The following is a 22527-nucleotide window of genomic DNA, read 5'->3' as shown; positions in this document are numbered from 1 at the left end:
CGTAGGAGACACCGACGGCCTCGAGCCCTGCGGACTTGTTGGAATGATGCCTCGACACCCCGGGGTGTCTCACCCGGGCAACGAAGGAGACCCATGCGCCGCACCGTGTACGACGAGGACCACGAGAGCTTCCGCCAGACCCTGAGGGCCTTCATCCAGGCCGAGGTCGTCCCCTACTACGACGAGTGGTTCACCGAGGGCATCGTCCCCAGGGCGCTCTACGCCAAGCTCGCCGATCTGGGGCTGTTCGGCATCTCGGTGCCGGAGGCGTACGGCGGGGCCGGCCTCGACTCGCACAAGTTCTATGCCATCCAGTTCGAGGAGACCTCGCGCGCGGGCGTCAGCTTCGGCGCCTCCGGCGCGCACGTGCTGCTCGCCCTGCCCTACATCAAGATGCTCGGCACCGAGGACCAGAAGAAGCGCTACCTGCCGAAGTTCGTCACCGGCGAGGAGATGTGGGCGCTGGCGATGACCGAGCCGGGCACCGGCTCGGACCTGGCCGGCATGCGCAGCAGCGCGAAGCTCTCCGAGGACGGCAGCCACTACGTCCTCAACGGCGCGAAGACGTTCATCACCGGCGGCGTGCACGCCGACCGGGTCATCGTCGCGGCACGCACCAGCCCGCCGAAGGAGGACGACCGGCGCTTCGGCATCTCCCTCTTCGCGGTCGGCACCCACTCCGAGGGCTACTCCGTCGGGCGCAAGCTCGACAAGCTCGGCCTGCGCACGTCCGACACCGCGGAGCTGTCCTTCGAGGACGTGAAGGTGCCCGTCGACGACCTGCTCGGCGAGGAGGACCTGGGCTTCACCTACCTCGGCAAGAACCTCCCCTCCGAGCGCTGGGGCATCGCCCACGGCGCCTACGCACAGGCCAGGGCGGCGGTGCGGTTCGCCCAGGAGTACGTCGAGCAGCGGATCATCTTCGGCAAGCCGGTCGCGTCTTTCCAGAACACCAAGTTCGAGCTCGCCGCCTGCAAGGCGGAGGTCGACGCCGCCGAGGCGGTCACCGACAGGGCGCTCGAGGCGCTCGACGCGGGCGAGCTGACGGCCGCGGAGGCCGCGTCGGCCAAGCTGTTCTGCACCGAGGTGGCGCACCGGGTGATCGACCGATGCCTGCAGCTGCACGGCGGCTACGGCTTCATCAACGAATACCCCATCGCCCGGCTCTACGCCGACAACCGGGTCAACCGCATCTACGGGGGCACCTCCGAGGTGATGAAGACGATCATCGCCAAGGACATGGGCCTGTGAGACGAGCCCAGGACGTCGCTCGCAGCCACCCAACGCCGCTCACGGCGCGCAGCCACCGGCTGGGACACTGACCCCCGTGACCAGGAAGCCCCGCCCCCGGAGCCTCGTCCTCGCACTGGTCGTCCTCGCGGCCCTCGCCGGCTGCGACGCCGACCCGAGCGGCCAGGCCGGCTCGCCGAGCGGCCAGTCCCCCGCGGACGGCGAGGCGACTCCGCACACCCACGGCTCGGGCCAGGAGCACGTCTCGCTCCTGGTCGGCGACGGCACCCGCGCCTACGAGGTGGGCTACACCCTGCGCGACGTCTCGCTGCCGCGGAAGGCCGGCGCGCCCGGGGAGGTCCGGTTCCGGGTCACCGGGCCCGACGACCGCCCGGTCACGGCGTACATCCCCGAGCAGACCAAGGACCTCCACCTGTACGTCGTGCGGTCGGACCTCGCCGTCTTCCGCCACCTCCATCCCACGCAGGACGGGCGCGGGACGTGGTCGGCGCCGCTGACCCTGCCGGAGGGCGGCCACTACCGGGTGGTCGCGGAGTTCGTGGCCCGGGACGACGGCGGCAACGGCGACGCCGTGATGCTCGGCTCGGCGGCGCACGTGGCCGGCCGCTGGCAGCCGGAGCCGGTGCCGATCCCCGAGGTCGGTGACGACGGCACGCTGACCGTGGCCGTCGAGGGCGCGGTGACCGTGGGCGACCTCGGCCGGCTTGTCCTGGTCGTGCGCGACGCGGAGGGCCGCGCGGTCCGGCTCGGCCCCTACCTCGGCACCTTCGCCCACGTGACGGCGTTCCACACCAGGTCGGGGTCGGTGGTGCACATGCACCCGCTGGGGCAGCCGGAGGTCGGGGCCGACGGCACGCGGCTGGAGTTCCACACCCAGTTCGAGAAGCCGGGCCGCTACCTCGCGTTCGTGCAGGCGCGGGTCGACGGGTTCGTCCACACCCTGCCCGTCGGCGTCCAGGTCAGCTAGTCCACCTCGACGGTCAGCACGCCGACCGGGTTGTCGAACTCCCCCAGCCGCTGGCTCACCTGGATCTCCCAGCGGCCGGGCTCGGGCAGCACCACCTCGGCGCGGAAGGTGCCGGCGGCGTCGCTGGTCAGGTCGAGCTCGCCCAGGTCGACCTCGCTGGAGCGCACCCGGACGACCGGCAGCCGCGACGGCTCGACGGGCTCGCCCGCGAGGTCCTGCAGCTGGATCCGCACGGTGTTCTGACCCACGCGGCCAGGGCTCAACGTGGCGAGCACCTGGTGCTCCTCGCCGAGCATCGTCGCGACCACGCCCGTGCGCCCCTCCGGCACCTCCTCGGCGCTCGCGCGCGGAGGCCGGTCGACGAGGAACCCCGTCAGCCCCAGCACCAGCACGACCACCGCGACTTCAGCCGACACCACGCGCCAAAGCCGCACGGCGCTCGCCCGCTGCTCCCGGTGGCCGTCATCGCTCCTGGCCCGTGGCAGGAGCACGAAGCGGTTCCACGTCGCGAGGGCGACGGCGACGGCGACGAGGCCGATCTTGACGAGCAGCATCCGGCCGTACGTCGTGTGCAGCAGGCCGTCCCACGAGCCGACGATCCGCCAGGCGAGCAGGCTGCCGCTGGCGACGAGGGCCGCGAGCACGCCCGCCGCGACGGTGGACCAGCGGGCCAGGGTGACGGCCGCATCGCTCCCCCTGCCGGCGATCGTGGGCAGGGTGAGGGCCAGGCCGGCGAGGCCGCCGAGCCAGACGCCGCCGGCAAGCACGTGGAGCACGTCGGTCGCGATCACCACGGCCTGCGGCCCGAAGGTGCGCGTGTGCCCGGTGACGGCGGGCGCAGACACGGCGAGGGCCACGCCGGCGAGGAGTACGCCGCGGGCGCGGGGCCCGTCGAGGCGCGACCCGAGCGAGAGCCGGACGGCGAGGAGGCCGGCGAGGAGCAGCACGAGCGCGACGAGGGTGCCGGCCGTGACGCTCGTCCAGCTGTCCGCGTCGGCGAGGTTCGCGACGGGGATGCCCTGCTGGTCGAGGATCCCGAGTGGGACGGACAGCACGGCGGCCAGGGCGCAGCACGCGGAGGCGACCGACACGACGCGGCGAGCTCGCTCCCGAGGCCGGTCGGCCCGCACGCCGGCGGGCAGCAGGAAGGCGAGGAACACGGCGAGCCCGACGGTCAGGAAGAGCCCGAGGTAGACGATCGCCTGGGTGATCGAGAGGGCCGTGGTGACGGCCGGGTCGTCGAGCTCGGCCACGGGGGGCGGCTCCACTCGGGGACTGGGCTCGCCGACCGCGAACGTGAGCGACCCGGCGACCGGGTGTCCGTCGGCCGAGACCACCCGCCAGGCGACGACATAGCTGCCGTCGGCGAGCTCGTCGGGCAGGTCGACGGTCATCACCCTGTCGCGCGTCGTGGCCGTGGACTCGACCGGCTCACCCGCGGCGTCGAAGACCCGCACCGCGTCGGCGGCCACCGTCACCGGCTCGTCGAAGGAGAACGTCGCCGCACCGGGTGACTCCGCCAGCACCGCCCCGTCGACCGGGTCGGTGCTGAGCAGGGTCGCGTGCGCGGCGGCGGGCGGCGCCGTACTGACGACGGCCAGCAGGCAGGCGGCCGCCGCGGTGACGAGCCGGATGGCCCGCCACCGCGACGACCGCCGGGGCACGTCGGTCACCTCGTCAGCCGCGACGGCGCACCTGGACGAGCGCGGCACCACCGGCGAGCAGGCCGAGCACGCCGGCACCGAGGCCGACGGCACCCAGGGTGCCGCTCCCCTCGGACCCCGTGCTCGGCTCGGTCTCGCCCTCGGCGGCCTCCTCGTGGCCCTCGCCCTCGGCGGCGGTGATCGTCACCGTCGGCGCGGGATGCTCGAGGGCGTGCGGGTCCTGTCCCTCCGCGGCGACCTCGGTCCAGGCGGTCTCGCCCCGGGTGCAGGTCTGGATCGCCGGGAACGCCAGCGTCTCGCCCTCCGCGTCGGGCAGCTGGACGGAGAGCTCGAAGGCGTCGCGGTAGCCGTCGGGCAGCGGCTTCCTCGTCGTGTAGACGACGACCGCGTCCCGCTCGGTGATCTCGTTGCCGTGCGCGTCGGTGACCGGCTCGGCGAGCTGCTCCTTCTCCTTGGCCGCCTGCCACAGCGCGTTGCGGGTGGGCGTGACGGCGAGGATCTCCTCGGGGATCTGGATCGCGACCTTCCTGGTCGGCGAGCCCTCGCAGCCGTGGGGCACGCTCACGGTGAGTACGGCGTAGGCGCCCGCGGCGGTGGTGTCCGGGGTGATGGTGACGTGCGCGCCGGCGGGGGCGGCGAGCGCGAGGACGACCACGCCGGCAGCGGCCGGGGGCGCCAGGAGACGTCGGATGTGCATGGTGCTTGTGTCCTGTCTGGAGTTCGGTTCCGGGTAGGCCTCAGCCACGCCCGAGCTCCCAGACGTGCCAGGTGGTCAGGCGCAGCGCAGCTGCGCCGGCGGACCGCGGCGAGGGGCACCCGCCAGCCACAGCCGGGGGGCGTGCGCCTGCGGCGAGCGTCGTACGCCGGGGGGCCGGGCGCAGTCCGGCAGCGACAGCGTGGCCCCCGGCACTGCCAGGACGAGTTCGGCGAGCCGCCGGCGCAGCCGCCAGACGGCCGCGGTGATCAGGGCGCTGGCCGCGTGGGCGGCGGCCATCTGCCAGCTCAGCTCGAGGGGTGCCCCCGCCGCGTTCGCGTGGTGCACGTGGCCCGCGTGGTCCTGGGCCGGGTCCATCAGCGTGAGCAGGACGTGGATGCCGAGCTGGGCGGTCCCCACGCCGGCGAGCATCCAGGGCAGCGACGCGCGGCCGGTCACCACGGGCACGGAAGCCGCGAACACCACTCCCGCCAGCGCGACGAGCCACGGCAGGTCGGGCAAGGCCCCACCCGCCGAGGTGTGGGCCAGTGTCACCCCGGTCATGATCTCGGCCGTCGCCAGCGCCGCACGCGGCATCGCCCGGGGGCGGGGGCGCGGCACGGTGATCACCGGATCATCCTCCCTGACCGCCCGGCGCGACGAGGCGGAAGTCCCCCAGAACCCCGACGGCCGCCCAGGGTGACCCGTCAGGGCAGCGGCGCCGCCGGCGTACGCGCCACGACCGCGGCCGCGGCGAAGAGGTCCCGGCCGGGGGTGAACTGGTTGCGTCGCGGAAGGCCTTCGTGGTGCTCCTCGTAGAGGTCGAGGAGCCGCCGCACCGAGGCGACGACCGGTGCATCGGGGTCGTCGTCGGGCACCCGGCAGGCGTGCCGGGCGACGTCGAGCGGGACGCCCGGCTCGAGGCCTCGCTGCATCGCCTCCTGGGCAGTGAGGAGCGTCGAGGACAGGATCTCCAGGACGGGGCCCGGCACGCGGCGCTCGCCCGAGGGCGGTGGGCCCAGGTCGAGGGCATCGGCACCGTCGACCAGTCGGGCGAACTGCCCGCCGAGGACCGACACGAGCTGGGTCCGGTCGAGTCCGGCCTGGTAGGCACAGCGTGCCGTGGCCATGGTGCGGGACACCGGGGTGCCGTAGGGCAGGTCGCTGGCGTTGAGGATCCGGCCCGGCGGGACGAGCCGGAAGAGCGCCAGCAGGTGCGCCGGAGCCCACCACGCCGTGTCGAAGAACAGGTTGGGCGCCTCGGCGACTCGGCGCCACAGGGTGCCGAGGTCCGACAGGGCGCAGTGCGCGAGCACCAGCCGGAGCCCCGGCCAGCGCGAGCAGATCTCCAGGGCGGTCCCGCCGATCGACTCCCCCTCCGGACCGGCGTGCACGACCACCGGGAGCCTCCGCTGGTCGGCGACCTCGTAGACGGCCTCGAGCCGGGAGTCGTCCAGGTCGAACTCGTCGCTCGTCAGGTGCAGCTTGATCCCCCGAGCCCCCGCGGCGAGCCCCTCCTCCAGGAGCCCCTGCCCGACCTCGGCCGGCGTCAGGCGGACGAACGCCACGAGCCTGCCGTCGCTGCGAGCCGCCGCCTCGGCGCAGGCGAGGTTCGCCGCGCGGTAGCCGTCCGGCTCGGCCAGGGGGAAGACGGCCGCCTTCGCCGGTACGGCGTCCAGCGACTCCAGGAGCTCGTCCACCCGGGCGGTGAAGCTGCTCGGGTCGTGCTCACCGACGTGGGTGTGCGCGTCGTAGACCCGGACGTCCGGCAGCTCGCCGAGCAGGCAGTGGAGCCACGGCAGCAGCAGGTGGTCGGCGTACATGGCCGGGCGGTACCCACCCGGCGCCGCGGTCGCCTGGCTACTCGTCCTCGCACAGAGCATGGACGTGCCGGGCCAGCGCGCGACCCGTGGCCGGGTCGAAGTCGCCCGCCCGGTCGAGGTGGACCCGGCCGTGCTCGTCCCGCCAGGTGATCGTGAAGGACCGGTCCCCCGGGGTCCATCCGGTGGCCGCCTCGCAGTCGTCGATGACGAGCTCGAGCTCGATCGACTGGTACCGGGCCCTGGGCGACACGGTGACGGGCAGGGCCGGAGCGCGGACCTCCAACCCGCCGCGCGGCGGGTCGATCCCCACGACGGTGGACGTCACCACACCGGACAGGAGCAGCCCTGCCTCGATCTCCAGCGTGCTTGCGGACGCCGAGCCCTCCGGCGTGCGACCCGGCGCCACGTCGAGGAGCATCAGCTCGACGGCGTGCTCATCCCCGCGGAACGGCGCCCGCTCCGGTTGGTCCTGCGACCACAGCACAGCGCCTGCGCCGGCGGCGGCGCCGAGCACGAGAGCACCCAACGCCACGAGCGGCATCCGCCACCGGGAGGGCAGCCTGTCGGACAACGGCGGCCGGGACGGTCCAACCTGCAGGGTCTCTGCCGGCTGCTGCGGTGGGGCGCCCTCGGGATCGCGCACCTTCACACCATGGCACGACCTGGAGCGATGCTGCCGGTGCTCACGCCGGCTTCGCCCCCCCGAACGCATCGGCGACCGCGCGACCCTCGAAAACGCGGTACTCCAGCGGCGAGGGACTCCCGAACGGCGCCTCCGGCAGCTCGCCGGACACCACGATCAGGTTGCCGGCCCGACGGCCCTTGAGGGTCGCGGGCTCGGCACCGACGGCCATGGCCCCGATCTCGCGCGCGGCCGCCACGAACGAGCGGATCCTGGGAAAGGGCGGCTTGTCGACCAGGTTGGCGACGAACACGCCACCCGGACCGAGCACCCGGTGCACCTCCGCGACGAAGTCGCCCGAGGTGAGCTCCTCGGGGACGACCCCGCCGGCGAACGCGTCGAGGATCACGAGGTCCTGCGAGCCGTCGCGGACGTCCCCGATCCCGTTCCGCCCGTCCACTGGCCGCACCCTGATGCCGCTCCGGGCCGGAAGCGGCGCCTCCGCGCGGACCTGCTCGATGATCTCCACAGACGGCTCGAGCACGATCTGCGACGAGCGCGGCCGCGTCGCCCACACGTAGCGCGGCAGCGTCATCGCGGCCCCACCGACGTGCAGCACGCGCAGCGGCCCGGGCGGCAGCGCGTCGACCACGTCACCGATGCGCCGGACGTAGTCGAACACCAGCCGACGCGGATCCTCGAGGTCGACCGCGGACTGCTGCATGTCGTCCCGGGTAAGGATGTAGAGGTCGCCGCTCATGGCGGCTCGACTCTAGTGGCGGGAATCGGCCGGACTCACTCTTGCCTCCTCTGAGCGGGGGCAAGAGTGAGTGAGCCGAGACACCGTGACATGCAGGACCAGATGAGGTTAGGCTTGCCTCACCTAACCACCTCGGCTCCGGAGTCCCCCGTGATCGTCTGCCACTGCGCGGTCGTCAGCGACCGCGACGTACACACTGCCGTCGCGCAGGGTGCCCGCACGGTGGGGGCCGTCTGCCGTTCGACCGGAGCCGCCCAGGATTGCGGGTCCTGCATCTTCACGGTGAAGGCACTTGTGTGCCAGCATCAGGCGCAGGATCGCGAACTCCTGGAGGTGGACGGTGCAGCCAGTTAATCCCCGGATCGTCGAGCTGCTCAACGACGCGCTCACCTTCGAGCTCACCGTCACCAACACCTACTTCCTGCATGCGCGCATGCTCGACAACTGGGGCTTCGCGCGCCTCGGCAAGGTGTTCTACGACCTGTCGATCGACGAGATGAAGGACGCCGACGACCTGATCAACCGGATCCTCATGTTCGACGGCCATCCCAACCTGCAGAAGCTCAACGCCATCACCGTCGGCGAGACCGCCGAGGAGATGCTCGCCCTGGCTCTGGCCAGCGAGAAGGCCGCGGTGGAGCAGTTCAATGCCGCCGCCCAGGAGTGCCACGACCTCGGCGACCACGGCACGGCAGCCGTCTTCGAGGAGATGGTCCGCGACGAGGAGCGCCACGCCGACTGGTTCGAGAGCCAGCTCGACGCGATCGAGCGGGTGGGCGCCCCGCAGTACCTCGCGCAGCACATCGCCGCGGGCGAGGGCCCCGAGGGCTGACGCCGCGGCCCGCGCGGTGGACGCGGGGATCCCAGCCCTCACGGCTCTGCGAGGATGTGCGACGTGAGCGAGCGGGTCTGGTTCCCCAGCACGAGCGGCCCGCGTCTTGCCGGTCTCATCGACCACCCCGCTGGTCCCATCCGGGGTTGGGGCGTGTTCTCCCACGGCTTCACCCTGGGCAAGGACTGCCCTGCCGCCAGCCGGATCTGCAAGCAGCTGGCCAGCGAGGGCGTCGGGATGCTGCGGTTCGACAACCTCGGGCTCGGCGACTCCGAGGGCGACTGGGGCGACGGGTCCTTCTCGCACAAGGTCGCCGACACCGTGCAGGCGGCGCGCTTCATGAACGAAGCCGGCCGTGAGGTCCGCCTCCTGGTCGGCCACTCCTTCGGCGGGGCCGCCGTCATCGCCGCAGCCCACGAGGTCGACACGGTGCGCGCCGTGGTGAGCATCGGCGCGCCGTACGAACCGGAGCACGTCGAGCACAACTACGACGCCCTCGTCGAGCGGATCCTCTCCGACGGCGAGGCGCCCTTCCTCATCGGCGGGAAGGCGCTCACCCTGCGTCGGCACTTCATCGAGGACGTGCGCGCAGCGGACCTCCATGAGGAGATCCGTACGCTGCGCCGAGCCCTGCTGGTCATGCACTCGCCGACCGACAACACGGTGGGCATCGCGAACGCGAGCGAGATCTTCCGGGCGGCGCGGCACCCGCGCAGCTTCGTGTCCCTCGAGGGCGCCGACCACCTGCTCACCGGCCGCAACCAGGCCAAGCGGGCGGCCCGCATCATCAGCGCGTGGGCCGACCCCTACCTGGCGGGAGTTTGACCCCCGCGGCGCGCGGCCGCGTACACTGAAGCAGCCGAGGAACCCGCAGACGCCGAGCACACGTCGTCATTTCGCGGCGATCGACACTCACGCCCGGCTGTCCGACGGCCGGCAGGACCGGCTCCCTTGGCTTCTCCGCCGCACCGCCCGAGTCTGGCGGCCGTGATCCATCGGGTCTCGCTCAGCCTGCTGATCGCCGTGGTGATCCCCGCGGTGGTCTTCTACGCCTTCTTCGTGCTCGCCGGCGTGTGGACCGCGATCGTCGCGGCCCTCGTGTGGTCGTACGGCGCGATCGCGTGGCGCGCGGTGACCAGGCGGCGCGCCTCGGGCCTGCTCATCCTCGCCGCGATCCTCTTGACCGGCCGGACCGCACTCTCTGCCGTGGCGGACAGCACGTGGCTCTACTTCCTCCAGCCGGTCATCAGCGACGGCGTCGTCGCCGCGTTGTTCCTGCTCTCGCTCGCCAGCACCCGCCCGTTGGTGGCGCGGCTCGCGGGTGACTTCTACCCGATGGACCAGGAGCTGGCGTCACGGCCGCGGGTCCGGCGTCTCTTCTGGCACCTGACGGCCCTCTGGGCAGTGCTCGGGCTCGCGAAGGCGACGCTGACCCTGTGGCTGCTGCAGTCGCAGTCGCTCGAGACGTTCGTGCTGGTGAAGAGCATCGCCATGCTGGCGATCAACGTGGTCGCCGCCTTCGCGACCATCGGGCTGGCCGCCCGGGTCGCCCGCAAGGAGGGGCTACTGGGTTCGCCCCACCCGGTGGTCGTGGCTGCAACGCGCGCCTGACGAGCGAAGTCGAGACCTCCCCTCAGCCGCGCACCCTCCGACTGACAGTGCTGCGGACCGTCAGCGGCGCATACCCCGCCTTCGTGGCCGTCACGACGGCGCGGAGTCGCTTGCCCCGGTCCTTGGCGCGCAGACGGTAGGTCGACTTCCTCGCACCCTTGATGGTCCGGCCGTTGCGCTCCCAGGAGTAGCGCAGCCGCACGCTACCGGGGTCGAAGCGGGCGCCCTTGGCGCGCAGCCGGCCGCCCACGACGGGCCTGCCGACGACCTTGACCCCCCGGCGTACGAGCACCGCATCGCGCGGGCTCTGCTCCGTCTCACTCGCCGGCGGCTGGGCCAGCGTCTCGGGCGCTGCGGTGCCACTCGTCGACACGCTGGTCGTCACGTGTCGCGGCCGCGACGCGGTCACGAGGACATCGAGGTCGCCCCCGACGTCTTCGGCCGTGAACTCGTAGGTGCTCAGCACCTCGCCGGGGATGGCGACCCCGTTGCGGCGCCACTGGTAGGCCAGCGACGGCGACGCCGGGGCCCAGGACCCTGGCGTGACCGAGAGGGTCTGCCCGACCGCGTGCTGTCCCTGGACCTGGGGCAGCGCGAGGTTCCGGACCTCCATGGCAGCGAGCGTGACCGTGTAGGAGAACGGCGCGAGGCGCTTCCGGTCGCGCTTCGCCCCTGAGATCGTCACGGTGTAGTGCTGGTCGGACGAGGAATGAGCGGGAGCCGTGGCGAGGTCCCACACGACCCAGGCGCGCTCCGTCGCCGTGTTCGCGATCGGGACCGGCCCGCCCGGTCCGGTCACGGAGACGACCGCCCCGCGCAGGTCGGTGTCGGACCTGGAGGCCTGGAGGGACCAGCGTCCGTCCGGCTCCAGCGGAGCCGGGAAGTAGCCGGCGGTCGGCCAGGTGATCCACTCGGGAGCGGTGGGCGCCTTGTCCACGGTGACACCGGAGCCGAACACCGTCAGCGCGTTGATCGAGGTGGTCGACCCGCTCCCCATGACGCGGGTCGGCGGGTGGAGGATCCAGCGGCGGTGCGATGCGATGGTGTTGAGGGCCCCCGGATCCACCATGTAGGCGAGGACGGCCCGCGCCGCGGTGACGCCCGAGGCGAGGTTGGACTGGCCGGCCGCCGAAGCGCCGTCCTTCGTGTAGCAGGCCATGCTCGACGTCGGGTCGTGCGTGAGGGTCTTGCTCGCCTGCATGATCAGGGCGGCCTTGAGGGCGCGGGCCGACAGCTCCGGCGAGAAGGTGACGGGAGCCAGCCCAGCGAGGTTGCGCATGTAGTTGACTGCCGCGAGTGTCGGTCCCTGCTCAGCGGCTGTCGGAGCGCCCGGGTCGCACGACGCCACCGAGCCGTTCCACGAGAACGGCGCCTCGGTGGCCGGGACCAGCACGCCGTAGTAGTCGTCGACGACCTGCTGACGGTCGGTGTTCCGCGACAGCGTGGACGGAGCATTCCGAGGGTCGACATCAGGTGCGGCGACTGCGCCTGTGGCAAGGAGAGACCACGTCAACGCCGTTGCCGCCATGCCGGCCGTCACCCTCAAGAGGACCATGACCGTGGACCGTAGAGCGCCGCCACGGACGTTCGCAGGCGCTCGACGGAAGCCCAACCGATCGTTCCCCGGTCAATGGCCCGAAGTGATCAGGCGTCACTCCTTCCCCAGAACCTGACGTCGGTGGGGCATTCGACCCTGGCCTCGGCCTCGGTGGTCGAGCAGGGCGAAGCGAAGCGAGCCCGTATCGAGACCCCTCCCCCAGTGGCGCGAACGGATACTCTCTGCCAGGGTTGAGAACGATTCTCATTACAACTACGGGAGGCCGCATGACGCACGCACCACTGCCTGAGCACCGCAGGACCGACGGGAGGCTCGGCCGATGAGGGTGCCGGTGGTCCTGCTGGCGGGCGTGGACCCCCACGCGATGGCGGCGACGACGGTGGGGCTGCAGTTCGACCTGCCAGGCACGGTCGCGGTGCGCCACCACATCGACGTCGAGCGCCAGCTGCTCACCCGCACCGTCAGCGACGTGACCGGCGTGCTGGAGCAGCACGAGGTCGAGCTCGAGCACGCCTGTGTCTCCTGCGCGATCCGCGAGGACATCGTGCCGACCCTGGAGCGCCTGGCCCGCGAGGGCCGGTGGCAGAGCATCGTCGCCCACCTCCCGGTCGGCGCGGCGCCCGCGCACCTGTGCGCGGTGATCTCGCTGGACACCCGGCTGGCGCGCTTCCTGCGCATCTCGGCGGTGGTGACCGCGATGGGCGCCGCCCACCCGGTCCGCGACCTGCTCGGCGACGACCTCCTGGCCGAGCGCGGCCTGCACAGCTCCCACGAGGACCGGCGCGGTGTCGGCGAGGTGCTCGGCTCGATGGTCGAGCACGCCGACGTCGTGGTGCTCGACGGGCCGGCCGACCCGGTCGCGCGCGGACTCGTCGAGGCCCTGGCCCGGCCCGGAGTCCTCGTCGTCGAGGGCCCCAGCTCCCTCGAGTCCGCCCTCCTCACCGACCGCCTCCACCAGCACGCCGCCACCGCGGCCTGGACCGAGCCTGCCCGCACCGGACGGCTCCCCCGCGTCATGGCCGAGGGGGTCTGGCAGGTCGACCTGCGCTCGGAGCGGCCCTTCCACCCCGAGCGGCTGCTGGAGTCGCTCGACGTGCTCGGCACCGGCGCCCACCGTTCCCGCGGCTGCTTCTGGCTGCCGAGCCGCCCCGACCGGGTGCTCCACTGGGACGGCGCCGGCGGCCAGCTGAGCGTCGGCGCCTGCGGCACCTGGGGCTCCCGCGCCCCGTTCACCCGGATCGTCGTCACCGGCGTCGGTGTCGCCCCGCCTCAGCTGCGACCCGGCTTCGGCGACCTCCTGCTCCGCTCCGACGAGACGACCGGCTGGCAGGTGGCCGAGGACGGCTTCGAGCCGTGGCTCGGGCCGATCCGCCGGGTCGCCTAGGCCGGACAGGCTTGAGCGAGGTACGCCGAGAACGCGGCGCCCGAGTCGGGCAGCTGCTCACCCGGCAGGGCGCCGGGCACGGCGGCGGGGTCGAGCGCCTTGCCCAGCGAGGAGTAGATCCCGTTGAGCAACGTGTAGTAGCCGCCCCCGGCCGCAGGGGGCATCGACTCGGGGACGCCGAGGCCCACCATCCGGTCCGCTGCTTCCTCGAGTGCGGCGCCCTGCGCGGCCGGGTCGTCGGCGTACCGGGCCTGGGCATCGGCGAGGGACACGAAACCGGCGCAGAAGGCCCGCTCCCCCGGCGGCCTCCTCGCGGTCGGCGGCGACACGGTCTCGGTGGGCGTCGGCGAGGACGACGAGGGCGAGGGCTCCGACGACGGCGACCCGGTGCCGTCGGGGCGCAGGAGCAGCACGACCGCGATCCCGACCACCATCAGCAGGAGCAGCGACACCCGCACCACCCGAGCGCGCCCGACGGGCTCACTCATAGGTGAACGTGGGCGCCTTGCTCGGCGTGACCTCCGAGGCGGTGACGGCCGGTGTCGCTCCGGCCTCGGGGTCGATGCCGGTGCCGTCGACCCAGGTGCCGGTGACGCGGACCCAGGTGTCCTTGGCCGGCGCCTCGGCGCCGTCGACGCGCACCTTGAAGGCGGAGACGTCGGCGGCACAGCAGAACATGGTGAGCCGGGTGACGTACCAGCCGCCCTGCTTGTCGTGGGTGACGAACCCGGTCAGCCGCACGGGGCGGCCCTCGAGCCCGCCGCCCTCCATGGTGGCGCGGGCGACGAAGCCGGAGACCGGCAGGTCGATGACGTCGCCCTCGGGCAGCGGCGCGACGGCGGCTTCCTCGTACGCCGCGGGCGCGACCTCGTTGGAGCGCCGCTCCGCGACGTACGACCCGAGCGCCGGCGGCTGGACCACGAACGCGATGGCGACGGGCAGGAGCAGCAGCCAGGCGACGTGGGTGGTCGGGTGGTCGTCGTTCTCCTTCGACGACAGCAGCGACGTGAGCGCGAGCCCGACGAGCAGCAGGCCGCTGACGAAGAGCGGCCAACGCATCCACGCGTTGACGTAGCGGGCGTATTCGTCGGTCCACGCGATCCGCAGCGCGACGGCGCCGAGCACGGTGAGCACCATGGACTGGCCGGCGCGGTTCACAGGATCACCCATGCGACGAGGCAGGCGGTCGTCGCGGCGACGACCAGCACGAGCGGCACGAACTGGACGGCGAAGGCCCGGCCGAACTGGCCGGCCTCCATCGCCGCGAGCTTGATGTCCATCGCCGGGCCGACCACGAGGAAGACCAGCTTGGCGGTGTCGGAAAAGGCGGTCAGGCTGACCGCGACGAAGGCGTCGGCCTCGCTGCACAGGGCGATGACGAAGGCGAAGACGGTGAGCGCGAGCACCGCCAGGAACGGGTGGCCGGCAACGGCCTCGACCCATTGCACCGGCACGAGCACGTTGATGGCGGCGGCGATCATCGCGCCGAGCACCAGGAAGGCCGCCGCGGGCAGGAAGTCGTGCCACGCCGCGGCGAGGAACCGCTCCCACCGGGACTCGCCGTCGTGGTGGTGCAGCCGGTCGCGCAGGGTCGGCAGCTTCAGCGCCGGGAAGCGGGCGGCGGCCCACACGTAGATCCAGCCGATCACCATCGCGGTGAGCAGCGACGCGACGAACCGGGCGGCAACCATGTCGACCCGTCCACCGAAGGCGACCGCGGTCGAGACGATGACGGCCGGGTTGACCGCCGGCGCCGCCAGCATGAAGGTCAGCGCGACGGCCGGGGGCAGCCCACGGCGGGTCAGCCCGTTGGCCACCGGCACCACCGCGCACTCGCACGTGGGCAGGGCGACGCCGGCGAGGCCCGCGAACGGCACGGCCAGCGCGGTGCGCTTCGGCATCACCCGCGCGACCAGCCGCTCCGACAGCAGCACGGAGATGAGCCCGGACAGCACGATGCCGAGCACGAGGAACGGGATCGACTGCACCACCACGGCCAGGAAGACCGTCGCCCAGGTCTGGAACGCCGACGCCGCGAGCAGGTCGCCCAGCAGCCTCTCGGCTGGTACGGCGAGCAGCAGCAGGCCGACGACCAGCCAGCCCTGCCAGTCGCCGCGGCCCGTCGAGCGCGTCTCAGCGGTCGTGGTCGTCATCGTCGGTCAGTCCCCCTGGGCCAGCGGTGAGCGGTTGCCGGGCCACGAGATGACCCGGGGCACAGGATGGCATCGGACACCGACACGATCCACTCGCCGTCCCGCGGTACCTTGGGATTCCCCCGAGGTGAGCGAGGTCCAGTGGCGGCAGCCTCCGACGCGGGCGCGTCCGCGCGTCCCGCCGCCCGCGAGCGTACGACGCGACAGTTCCAGGCAGTCCGCGACGAGCTCGCGCGGCGTGACGACTTCCGCAGCGCCCAGGACATCCACGCTGCGATGCGCCAGGGCGGCGCCTCTGTGGGGCTGGCGACCGTCTACCGGGCTCTCCAGTCGCTGGTGGAGTCGGGGTCGGCCGACGTGCTGAGGACCGACGCCGGCGAGGCGGTCTACCGGCAGTGCGGCGAGACGCATCACCACCACCTGGTCTGTCGCTCGTGCGGCAAGGCCGTCGAGGTGGAGGGACCGGCGGTCGAGCGCTGGACCGCTGAGGTCGCCGACAAGCACGGGTTCAGCGAGGTCAGCCACACGGTGGAGCTGTTCGGCACCTGCGCGGACTGCCGGCGCCGTTCGCGCTAGCTCTCCGCAGGCGGCGGCCCTGCCGACCGCCGCCCTCCCCGGTCGTCTCAGCGGTCCGCGACCGCCTGCTTGAAGGCCGCGGCCGGCTTGAAGGCCGGCGCATCGCTCGCCGCGATCTCCATGGCCTCCCCGGTCTGCGGGTTGCGGCCCGAGCGAGCCGCCCGGTGGCGCAGCTCGAACGTGCCGAAGCCCGGCAGGTTCACCTTCTCGCCCCGCGCGACCGAGGTGACCACGCCATCCAGCACGGCGGCGACGGCCGCGGTGGCCTGGGCCGCGGTCAGGCCGGCCTCCCGGGCCACGGTCTCGACGAGTTCCTTGCGGTTCATGCACGTCTCCTAGGTGTTGATGCGTCTGTGATGCGGTCCCCCCACGTGGGCGGGCGCCGTCGACTATGCCATAGTGAGAATCATTCTCCTTACAGGCCCGGCCCGTCGTCGACACAACCCGATCACACGCTGCCGAGCACCCAGCTCCGTTACCGCTATGCAGGGACCGACGCCGAGCCAGGGACCCCACCCCAACTTGTTGACGCAGAACGCCTCACGCTGATGAGAGGGCGGGTGCAGCCCGCTACCAGTCCGGTCGTCGGCTCGTAGACTCAGCGCATGCCCGGCCTGCGGCACACCGTCACCATCGCGGCCCCGCCCGAGCGGGTCTGGGCCGTGGTCGTCGACGTCGAGCGCTGGCCCGAGCGGATCCCGACGGTCGATGCCGTGGAGCGTCTCGACCCCGGACCGCTGGCCGTCGGCTCCCGCACCTGGTTGCGGCAGCCCCGGCTGCCCCCAGCGGTATGGACGGTCACCGAGCTGGCCGACGGGTCGTCGTACACCTGGGAGTCGAGCTCACCCGGCGTCACCGTCACCGCCGCGCACTTCGTCGAGCCGCACCCCGACGGGAGCCGGCTCACCCTGGCCGTGACCGTGTCCGGTCCGCTGTCCGGGATCGGCTGGCTGATGACGCGGTCGCTGACCAAGCGGTACGTCGAGACGGAGGCCGCCTCGATCAAGAGGGCCGCGGAGACCCCGGCCACCTAGACGAACCCTGCGATCCACGTGGCCCTGGAGCGGGCGATGCGGCTTCTGACGTCCACGACCTCTCATCGGCACGACCGCTCGCCTTGCCGTCGTGTCTATTCGATGTGCTCTGCCAGGACGATGCGCATGGGCGCTGCGAGCAAGTCCGTCAACTGATCCCGCGGGCCGGGATGGAGCGACTGTGACCAGGCCACACGCCCCTCGTTCGACTTCCAGTCGTAGATGCCGATGACGGTGTCTTCATCCTCGATGCTGCGGCAGTGCTCGGCGGCGATGAAGCCCGGCACATCGCCGGGTGACATCTGCTGCAGCGTGCCCAACAGTTCGTCCCGTCTTCCGGGCTTCGCCTTCATCTCGACGATTGACTTGATCGCCATGCGTCTCCACTCCTCGTTCGCTGCGCCGAGCGCGGTCCGTCAGGGTTGAGGTCACGGCGATTCGTGTCCACGTCCCAAGGTATCGAGGACCCGCTGAGCGACTATGTGCGTGTGCGGCCAGGTCGTGACTTCGCATGTGCGAAACCGTTGACGAAGCCGACGTGCCTTGTCATCGGCAGTCCGGTCGGTCAGCCGTTGCCGGCCACCCGCGGTGGAACGACGCACAGACAGCGGTCGACTCTGCGTCAGGCGATCCGCTCGGTCAGCGAGACGACGATTCCCTCCGGCCCGCGCACATGGGCCATCCGCCAGGTGTTCTCGTGCTGACCGATCCCGCCGACCAGTCCGTATCCGTTCGCAGCCAGGCCGTCGACGGCCCCCTGGAGGTCGTCGACCTCGAAGCAGATGCTACGCAGACCCAGCTCGTTGGCCATCGCGGTGGGCGATCCGGGCTCGTGGTCGGGCCTGACGAAGCTCGCGAGCTCGACCCCGGCTCCTCCGTCGGGCGGCCGTAGCATGACGATCTCGGTCCGCGAGTCCGGAATGCCGATGACCGTGTCGATGAACTCGCCCTCCACGAACGTGCGGCCCTCGACCTCGAGACCGAGGTCGGCGAAGAACGCCGTCACCGAGTCGAGGTCGGCGACGGTGATTCCGACGTGGTCGAAGTGCCTGATGTGAGACATGTCTTCCATCCTCCAGTGCTTGTCTGGTCTTTGGTCCAAGGACGAAGCTGCCGAAGCATTCTCGACATGCCTGCAGCCGCAGTCTTGGAATCATGTAAACCCGACCGGTCACCCAAGCGGTGGAGTCACCATCGCGGCGGAATGACGCACTGGGCGAGGGCTGGCTTGTCAGCAACCTCCGACTCAGTTTCGACGCCGCGCAGGCCCGGATCGGTGATCTTTTGGCGGCGGAGTCCCACACTCCGCAGGGACGCGCCACGTTCCGCTGCGGGTTGGTGCTCGTCTGGCTCCGCGAGGCATCGGGTGGCCGCGTCGGCGCTCGACGAGAGGATTCGACCGACCACCGTCTCGCAACGCTTAGGCTTGCCCGGCCGAGCCCGGTTCGTCGAAGAGGGATGGAGACTCGATTGAGCGGTCGTCAAAAAGTGCTGCTCGTCGGTCTTGGGACCATTGCGCGCACGCACCGGGAGGTCCTGGCCTCAGACGCGGGCATCGAGATTGTCGGCGGCGTGGATCCGAGTCCCGCTCAGAAGGACGTCGTCCCGCTCTTTCGTGACCTGGATGAGGCGTTCGCGGCGGGAATCGAACCGGACCTGGTGGTCGTGGCGACTCCTACCAACACGCACCTCGAAATCGTCTCCGACCTGCTCGAACGTTGCGATGCGATGATCCTCAGCGAGAAGCCTCTGGTAACCACCGCCTCGGGGATCAGACAGCTTGAGCAGTCGCATGGTCGCGACCGCATCGCCTCACGCGTTCGAGTTGCTCACCACTTCGCCTTCTCCCCCGAGGTCGAGTGGGCGAGGACGGTGGTGCAGCAGAATCCCGGCTGGGGCAAGCCGTCCCAGATCCTCTGTGTTTTCAATGATGCGTACTCGGGGCTGTCGGAGCAGCAGCGAGCCAGCTACGTCAGCACTTGGGTGGATTCTGGACCCAACCAGCTCAGCGTCGCGGCGGCATTCGCCACCGGATGGCACGTCGTCGCACACAGTGACGAGGTCGATCGCGCCATGACAACGCTCGACCACGACGGCGGCGTTACCGTCCTGTCATCGAACTGGCTGGCCGCAGACACCAGCAAGCAGACCGCGATCCGGTTCGACGACGCCGGCGTCGAGGTACGAATCGACCACACGTCCATGACGGCCCTGGTTCTCAGTTCAGGGGGCGCCGTGGACCACCTCGGCTATACCGGATCCGCGGGCCGGAAGGCCGCGCACTACCTGGGCCTCTATCGCGCTCTTCGGGACAACCCGGCGGACCACCGGTTGAGCGTGGATCTCGCCACGACGATCGCCAGACTTCTAGAAGCCGCCGCACGCAAGCCGGCGGAGGCGCTCGTGTCCTGGTCCTCCACTTCCCAGGCCCCATGACGTCCCGACGTCCGACTGCTTGACGCAGCCAGGACATGCCGGCCGACTCGGCCACGAACACCCCAGAGTCGTGCGCCGAAAGGGCGGCGGGATGAGGCGCGAGGACAACGCGTCCCTCGCGAAGTCCACTGCCTACCTGGTGATGAGTCAGATACCGTGTCCGTGAATTTTGCGGACTCTGGTTGGCGAGGACGGTTTCCACCTTCAAGTGTCACTGCAACCGCTCGCGTGAAAGTGACCGGGTTGGCATCCTCGCCGAGAGAGGCCCTACTGATGAAGCTGCACGATTTTCCCCGGCACTCGTTGACGTTTGGGCCGAGTCCGGTCCACCGATTGGCCCGCCTGACTGCTCACCTCGGTGGCGCCGATGTGTGGGCCAAGCGTGAGGACGTCAGCAGTGGTCTGGCGTACGGGGGCAACAAGATTCGCAAGTTGGAATACATCGTCCCCGACGTGCTAGCGAGCGGCGCCGACACGCTCGTGTCGATCGGCGGCGTTCAGTCGAATCACACGCGGCAGGTGGCGGCTGTGGCGGCCCATCTCGGGCTCAAGGCGTGTCTCGTACAGGAGAAGTGGGTCCCGTGGGACGACCCAGTGAACGACAGAGTGGGCAACATCCTCCTTTCGCGCATGATGGGGGCCGACATCAGGCTCGACCCGTCCGGGTTCGACATCGGCATTCGCACGTCGTGGAAGGACGCGCTGCGTGAAGTCGAAGAGAGGGGGGCAAGCCGTATCCCATTCCTGCGGGGGCGAGTGAACACCGCCTCGGTGGTTTGGGCTTCGCCAACTGGGCATTCGAGCTAGCCGAGCAGGAGACTGCGCTCGGCGTGCATTTCGACACCATTGTGGTCTGCACGGTCACGGGTTCGACGCACGCCGGGATGATCGCGGGGTTTGCTGCCCTGGAGGAACTCACTGGCGTGCGACGCCGTGTGCTCGGCATTGATGCCTCGGCGACACTCGCACGGACCACCGACCAGGTTGCCCGGATCGCCCGGCACACTGCCGAGTTGATCGAACTGCGGCGCGACCTGCGAGACGACGAGATCCAGGTGCTCGAGGGCTGGGCGGGTGACCGTTACGGAATCCCGGTCGACTCCACCATGGAGGCGATGCGGCTCGGCGCCGAGCTCGAGGCGATGATCACAGACCCGGTCTACGAGGGGAAGTCGCTTGCCGGGCTCATCGACCTCGTCTCCAGCGGCGAAATCTCAAACGCCTCAACGGTGCTGTATGCGCACCTCGGTGGCCAACAGGCCCTGAACGCCTACCACTCGCTCTGGCCCTAACCCGGTCGCAGTTGCCTTACGTCGAGGTGGCCAAACCGGCAGCCCGCGGCTGTCGAGGACCGGAGAATGGGAGGGTCGCGCGCCCATCGGCAGCCCTGCGAGGCTATGGCGGCGGTAAGACGCAAGTGCGACGGCAGGCGCGGCACACGACTTCGGCCACAGATTCGCCGCGAACAAGCGTCGCTTTCGCTCCCGTCGCCTGGACGGCCGACCTGGCCGGCAAGCGGCGAGCCTTGCGATGCGATAGACGGGGGACACTCATGGCCGAGGAGACCTGGCACGAGGCACGCCTCATCCCGACTTCGGGGATCAATGGCGCCGAAGAGCAGGAGCGCCGCGCAACGTCCGCACTTCTCGCCGTACTCTCGGCGGTCAAGGAGTTCGGCCGTGGGATTGTCCAGCCCTTCGGGGCCCCCGCCGGCACTTTGGAGTGCTTCATCGAGGTGCCGTTCACCCCTGGCGAGAGGCGGCTGTACCCCGACGGACTCATCCGGGTGTCCCGCGGTTCGAAATCCTGGACCGCACTGGTGGAGGTGAAGACCGGCCCGAACCAGCTAGTGGCCGAACAGTTGGAGAACTACCTCGACATCGCCCGGGAGAACGGCTACGACGCCGTCATCACCATCTCGAACGAGATCCCCGCAGTAGCCGGTCAGCATCCCACCAAGGTCGACAAACGGAAGCTCAAGAAGGTCGCCCTCCACCACCTGTCGTGGTCCCAGGTGCTCGCCGAGGCAGTCATGCAGAAGGAGTTCCGCGGCGTCGCGGACCCTGAGCAAGCCTGGATTCTCTGCGAACTCATCCGCTACCTCGAGCATCGCAAGTCCGGGGCGCTGGAGTTCGATGACATGGGGGAAGCCTGGGTCGGCGTACGCGATCAGGTCGCCGCGGACGCCCTGCGCACCTCGGACAGGGGCATCGCAGAGGTCGTGGCGCGGTTCGACGCACTGCTGCGGTTTGCCAGCCTGCAACTCGGCCGCCAGCTCAGCACCGAGGTCATTCCCCTCCTGTCCCGGAAGGAGGCTGCCGACCCGGTGGTGCGGGCCCAGGCTCTGGCGCAGTCGCTGTGTACGACCGGCCAGCTCTCAGGGGCCATCCGCATCCCTGACACCGTCGGGCATCTGGTAGTGACAGCGGACCTGCGCGCCGGGAAGGTCACTTGCCACGTCGACGTGGAAGCGCCCCGCGAAGGACGCGCCACGACCCGGGTGAACTGGCTGGTGCGTCAGCTGAAGAACGCGCCAGACGGAACCAGAGTGGAGGCTTTCGTCGCGCATGCCCGCGGCTCGCAGGCTGCCGAGCTGCTATCCAACGTCCGCGAGAACCCGGCCAGCCTGATTCTTGACCCGACCAAGGAGTTGCGCTCGTTTAGGCTCGCGGTGAGCAGCCCCCTCGGCACAAAGCGCGGCCGGGGTCGAGGGTCGTTCATCGACTCCGTGCTAACCGCAGTCGACGGCTTCTACGGCGAGGTGCTGGGGACGCTGAGAGCGTGGTCTGCTGCACCGCCGAGGCTCCGTCCCGCACATGTCGCACCGCCTGAACTCGACGCCACCGTGCCTGCAGCCTTGGCGTCGACCGACTACTCCTCTCAGGACGGAGCCGAGCAGGTCGGCGCAGCGGCGGAGCAGCAGATGAGCGCACCGGAGCACCACACCGCAAGCGCGCGGGAAGCCCGCTCTGGCACCGTAGCTGGGGACGCATACCGCTCGACGAACGAGGACCTCGTTCAGTCGAACGGACACCGGACGCCGGCCCTGCAGAGCGATCAGCGCTTGTGACTGGAATAGACGGGCCGCTGCCGGCCGAGACGATCGTGGAGGTTGGGCGGGATCTGATCGCCGTGGTGGTGGGGCACCCGGGTCCCAGCGGC

26 protein-coding genes are annotated in these 22527 nt (G+C 71.0%); 13 read left to right on the top strand and 13 right to left on the bottom strand.

Annotated elements, in window-relative coordinates:
• The first annotated feature begins 93 nt into the window (after nt 1-93).
• Both DDE18_RS14440 and DDE18_RS14435 read left to right on the top strand, forming a co-directional pair.
• Nucleotides 94-1251 carry an acyl-CoA dehydrogenase family protein gene (locus DDE18_RS14440; RefSeq protein WP_116572976.1) on the top strand — a complete coding sequence of 386 codons (1158 nt, stop codon included), beginning with the start codon at nt 94-96 and terminating at the stop codon, nt 1249-1251.
• 76 nt (nt 1252-1327) lie between these two features.
• Nucleotides 1328-2218, top strand: a complete 891-nt coding sequence (locus DDE18_RS14435; RefSeq protein WP_116572975.1) for a hypothetical protein — start codon at nt 1328-1330, stop codon at nt 2216-2218.
• Here the strand turns inward: DDE18_RS14435 and DDE18_RS14430 are convergent.
• From DDE18_RS14430 to DDE18_RS14405, 6 genes are all read right to left on the bottom strand, one after another.
• Nucleotides 2215-3891 (bottom strand): copper resistance CopC/CopD family protein, encoded by a 1677-nt coding sequence (locus DDE18_RS14430; RefSeq protein WP_165821174.1) that lies wholly within the window; start codon nt 3889-3891, stop codon nt 2215-2217. The two genes, DDE18_RS14435 and DDE18_RS14430, sit on opposite strands and share 4 nt — an antisense overlap.
• 4 nt (nt 3892-3895) lie before the next feature.
• A complete protein-coding gene (locus DDE18_RS14425; RefSeq protein ID WP_116572973.1) occupies nt 3896-4579 on the bottom strand; it encodes a YcnI family copper-binding membrane protein in 684 nt (227 codons plus the stop codon).
• A 75-nt stretch (nt 4580-4654) separates the two neighbouring features.
• A complete protein-coding gene (locus DDE18_RS14420) occupies nt 4655-5206 on the bottom strand; it encodes a hypothetical protein (RefSeq protein ID WP_116572972.1) in 552 nt (183 codons plus the stop codon).
• A 77-nt stretch (nt 5207-5283) separates the two neighbouring features.
• Nucleotides 5284-6399 (bottom strand): amidohydrolase family protein, encoded by a 1116-nt coding sequence (locus DDE18_RS14415; protein ID WP_165821173.1) that lies wholly within the window; start codon nt 6397-6399, stop codon nt 5284-5286.
• Nucleotides 6400-6436: 37 nt separating this feature from the next.
• Nucleotides 6437-6931, bottom strand: coding sequence for a hypothetical protein (locus DDE18_RS14410; RefSeq protein WP_133241229.1), 495 nt, complete (start codon nt 6929-6931; stop codon nt 6437-6439).
• A gap of 151 nt (nt 6932-7082) precedes the next feature.
• Nucleotides 7083-7781 carry a spermidine synthase gene (locus DDE18_RS14405; protein ID WP_116572969.1) on the bottom strand — a complete coding sequence of 233 codons (699 nt, stop codon included), beginning with the start codon at nt 7779-7781 and terminating at the stop codon, nt 7083-7085.
• A gap of 90 nt (nt 7782-7871) precedes the next feature.
• Here DDE18_RS14405 and DDE18_RS14400 point away from each other — a divergent pair, with 90 nt between their 5' ends.
• The 4 genes from DDE18_RS14400 to DDE18_RS14385 all read left to right on the top strand — a co-directional run bounded on the left by DDE18_RS14400 (nt 7872) and on the right by DDE18_RS14385 (nt 10224).
• A complete protein-coding gene (locus DDE18_RS14400) occupies nt 7872-8135 on the top strand; it encodes a (2Fe-2S)-binding protein (RefSeq protein WP_342748950.1) in 264 nt (87 codons plus the stop codon).
• Entirely contained in the window at nt 8122-8613 is a 492-nt protein-coding gene (bfr, locus tag DDE18_RS14395) for a bacterioferritin (RefSeq protein ID WP_116572968.1), read from the top strand. The genes DDE18_RS14400 and bfr overlap by 14 nt, the downstream gene beginning before the upstream one ends.
• 63 nt (nt 8614-8676) lie before the next feature.
• Nucleotides 8677-9438 (top strand): alpha/beta hydrolase family protein, encoded by a 762-nt coding sequence (locus DDE18_RS14390; RefSeq protein ID WP_116573228.1) that lies wholly within the window; start codon nt 8677-8679, stop codon nt 9436-9438.
• A 162-nt stretch (nt 9439-9600) separates the two neighbouring features.
• Nucleotides 9601-10224, top strand: a complete 624-nt coding sequence (locus tag DDE18_RS14385) for a VC0807 family protein (protein WP_165821172.1) — start codon at nt 9601-9603, stop codon at nt 10222-10224.
• A gap of 22 nt (nt 10225-10246) precedes the next feature.
• Here DDE18_RS14385 and DDE18_RS14380 read toward each other — a convergent pair whose 3' ends face one another.
• Nucleotides 10247-11779 carry a CAP domain-containing protein gene (locus DDE18_RS14380; RefSeq protein ID WP_116572966.1) on the bottom strand — a complete coding sequence of 511 codons (1533 nt, stop codon included), beginning with the start codon at nt 11777-11779 and terminating at the stop codon, nt 10247-10249.
• 322 nt (nt 11780-12101) lie between these two features.
• Here DDE18_RS14380 and DDE18_RS14375 point away from each other — a divergent pair, with 322 nt between their 5' ends.
• Nucleotides 12102-13166, top strand: coding sequence for a CobW family GTP-binding protein (locus DDE18_RS14375; protein ID WP_116572965.1), 1065 nt, complete (start codon nt 12102-12104; stop codon nt 13164-13166).
• On the opposite strand, the gene DDE18_RS14370 is transcribed toward DDE18_RS14375, so the two are convergent.
• From DDE18_RS14370 to DDE18_RS14360, 3 genes are read right to left on the bottom strand one after another with little or no spacing between them, the layout of a single operon-like run.
• Nucleotides 13163-13654 (bottom strand): hypothetical protein, encoded by a 492-nt coding sequence (locus DDE18_RS14370; protein ID WP_133241228.1) that lies wholly within the window; start codon nt 13652-13654, stop codon nt 13163-13165. The genes DDE18_RS14375 and DDE18_RS14370 overlap by 4 nt on opposite strands.
• Nucleotides 13647-14336 carry a TIGR03943 family putative permease subunit gene (locus tag DDE18_RS14365; RefSeq protein WP_116572963.1) on the bottom strand — a complete coding sequence of 230 codons (690 nt, stop codon included), beginning with the start codon at nt 14334-14336 and terminating at the stop codon, nt 13647-13649. Before DDE18_RS14365 ends, DDE18_RS14370 begins: the two co-directional genes overlap by 8 nt.
• Nucleotides 14321-15319, bottom strand: coding sequence for a permease (locus DDE18_RS14360; protein ID WP_116572962.1), 999 nt, complete (start codon nt 15317-15319; stop codon nt 14321-14323). The genes DDE18_RS14365 and DDE18_RS14360 overlap by 16 nt, the downstream gene beginning before the upstream one ends.
• Nucleotides 15320-15460: 141 nt before the next feature.
• Here DDE18_RS14360 and DDE18_RS14355 point away from each other — a divergent pair, with 141 nt between their 5' ends.
• Nucleotides 15461-15895 carry a Fur family transcriptional regulator gene (locus DDE18_RS14355; RefSeq protein WP_245916715.1) on the top strand — a complete coding sequence of 145 codons (435 nt, stop codon included), beginning with the start codon at nt 15461-15463 and terminating at the stop codon, nt 15893-15895.
• 47 nt (nt 15896-15942) lie between these two features.
• On the opposite strand, the gene DDE18_RS14350 is transcribed toward DDE18_RS14355, so the two are convergent.
• Nucleotides 15943-16221 (bottom strand): HU family DNA-binding protein, encoded by a 279-nt coding sequence (locus DDE18_RS14350; protein WP_116572960.1) that lies wholly within the window; start codon nt 16219-16221, stop codon nt 15943-15945.
• 279 nt (nt 16222-16500) lie between these two features.
• On the opposite strand from DDE18_RS14350, the gene DDE18_RS14345 reads away from it, so the two are divergent.
• Entirely contained in the window at nt 16501-16929 is a 429-nt protein-coding gene (locus DDE18_RS14345) for an SRPBCC family protein (protein WP_116572959.1), read from the top strand.
• A gap of 95 nt (nt 16930-17024) precedes the next feature.
• Here DDE18_RS14345 and DDE18_RS14340 read toward each other — a convergent pair whose 3' ends face one another.
• Nucleotides 17025-17306 carry a putative quinol monooxygenase gene (locus DDE18_RS14340; protein ID WP_116572958.1) on the bottom strand — a complete coding sequence of 94 codons (282 nt, stop codon included), beginning with the start codon at nt 17304-17306 and terminating at the stop codon, nt 17025-17027.
• Nucleotides 17307-17551: 245 nt separating this feature from the next.
• Complete coding sequence (locus DDE18_RS14335) at nt 17552-17992, bottom strand: VOC family protein (RefSeq protein ID WP_116572957.1); 441 nt, start codon at nt 17990-17992, stop codon at nt 17552-17554.
• Nucleotides 17993-18399: 407 nt separating this feature from the next.
• On the opposite strand from DDE18_RS14335, the gene DDE18_RS14330 reads away from it, so the two are divergent.
• The 4 genes from DDE18_RS14330 to DDE18_RS14320 all read left to right on the top strand — a co-directional run bounded on the left by DDE18_RS14330 (nt 18400) and on the right by DDE18_RS14320 (nt 22435).
• Entirely contained in the window at nt 18400-19365 is a 966-nt protein-coding gene (locus DDE18_RS14330) for a Gfo/Idh/MocA family protein (protein ID WP_165821171.1), read from the top strand.
• 273 nt (nt 19366-19638) lie between these two features.
• A complete protein-coding gene (locus DDE18_RS24040) occupies nt 19639-20172 on the top strand; it encodes a pyridoxal-phosphate dependent enzyme (protein WP_281258383.1) in 534 nt (177 codons plus the stop codon).
• Complete coding sequence (locus DDE18_RS24035; RefSeq protein ID WP_281258382.1) at nt 20142-20657, top strand: pyridoxal-phosphate dependent enzyme; 516 nt, start codon at nt 20142-20144, stop codon at nt 20655-20657. The genes DDE18_RS24040 and DDE18_RS24035 overlap by 31 nt, the downstream gene beginning before the upstream one ends.
• Nucleotides 20658-20917: 260 nt before the next feature.
• Entirely contained in the window at nt 20918-22435 is a 1518-nt protein-coding gene (locus DDE18_RS14320) for a hypothetical protein (RefSeq protein WP_211754561.1), read from the top strand.
• The last annotated feature ends 92 nt before the right edge of the window (nt 22436-22527 follow it).

The organism is Nocardioides gansuensis (assembly GCF_003076135.1).
Lineage (GTDB): Bacteria > Actinomycetota > Actinomycetes > Propionibacteriales > Nocardioidaceae > Nocardioides > Nocardioides gansuensis.
Note: the sequence above shows the minus strand (reverse complement) of the source record. Positions and strands in the feature narration are given on the sequence as shown.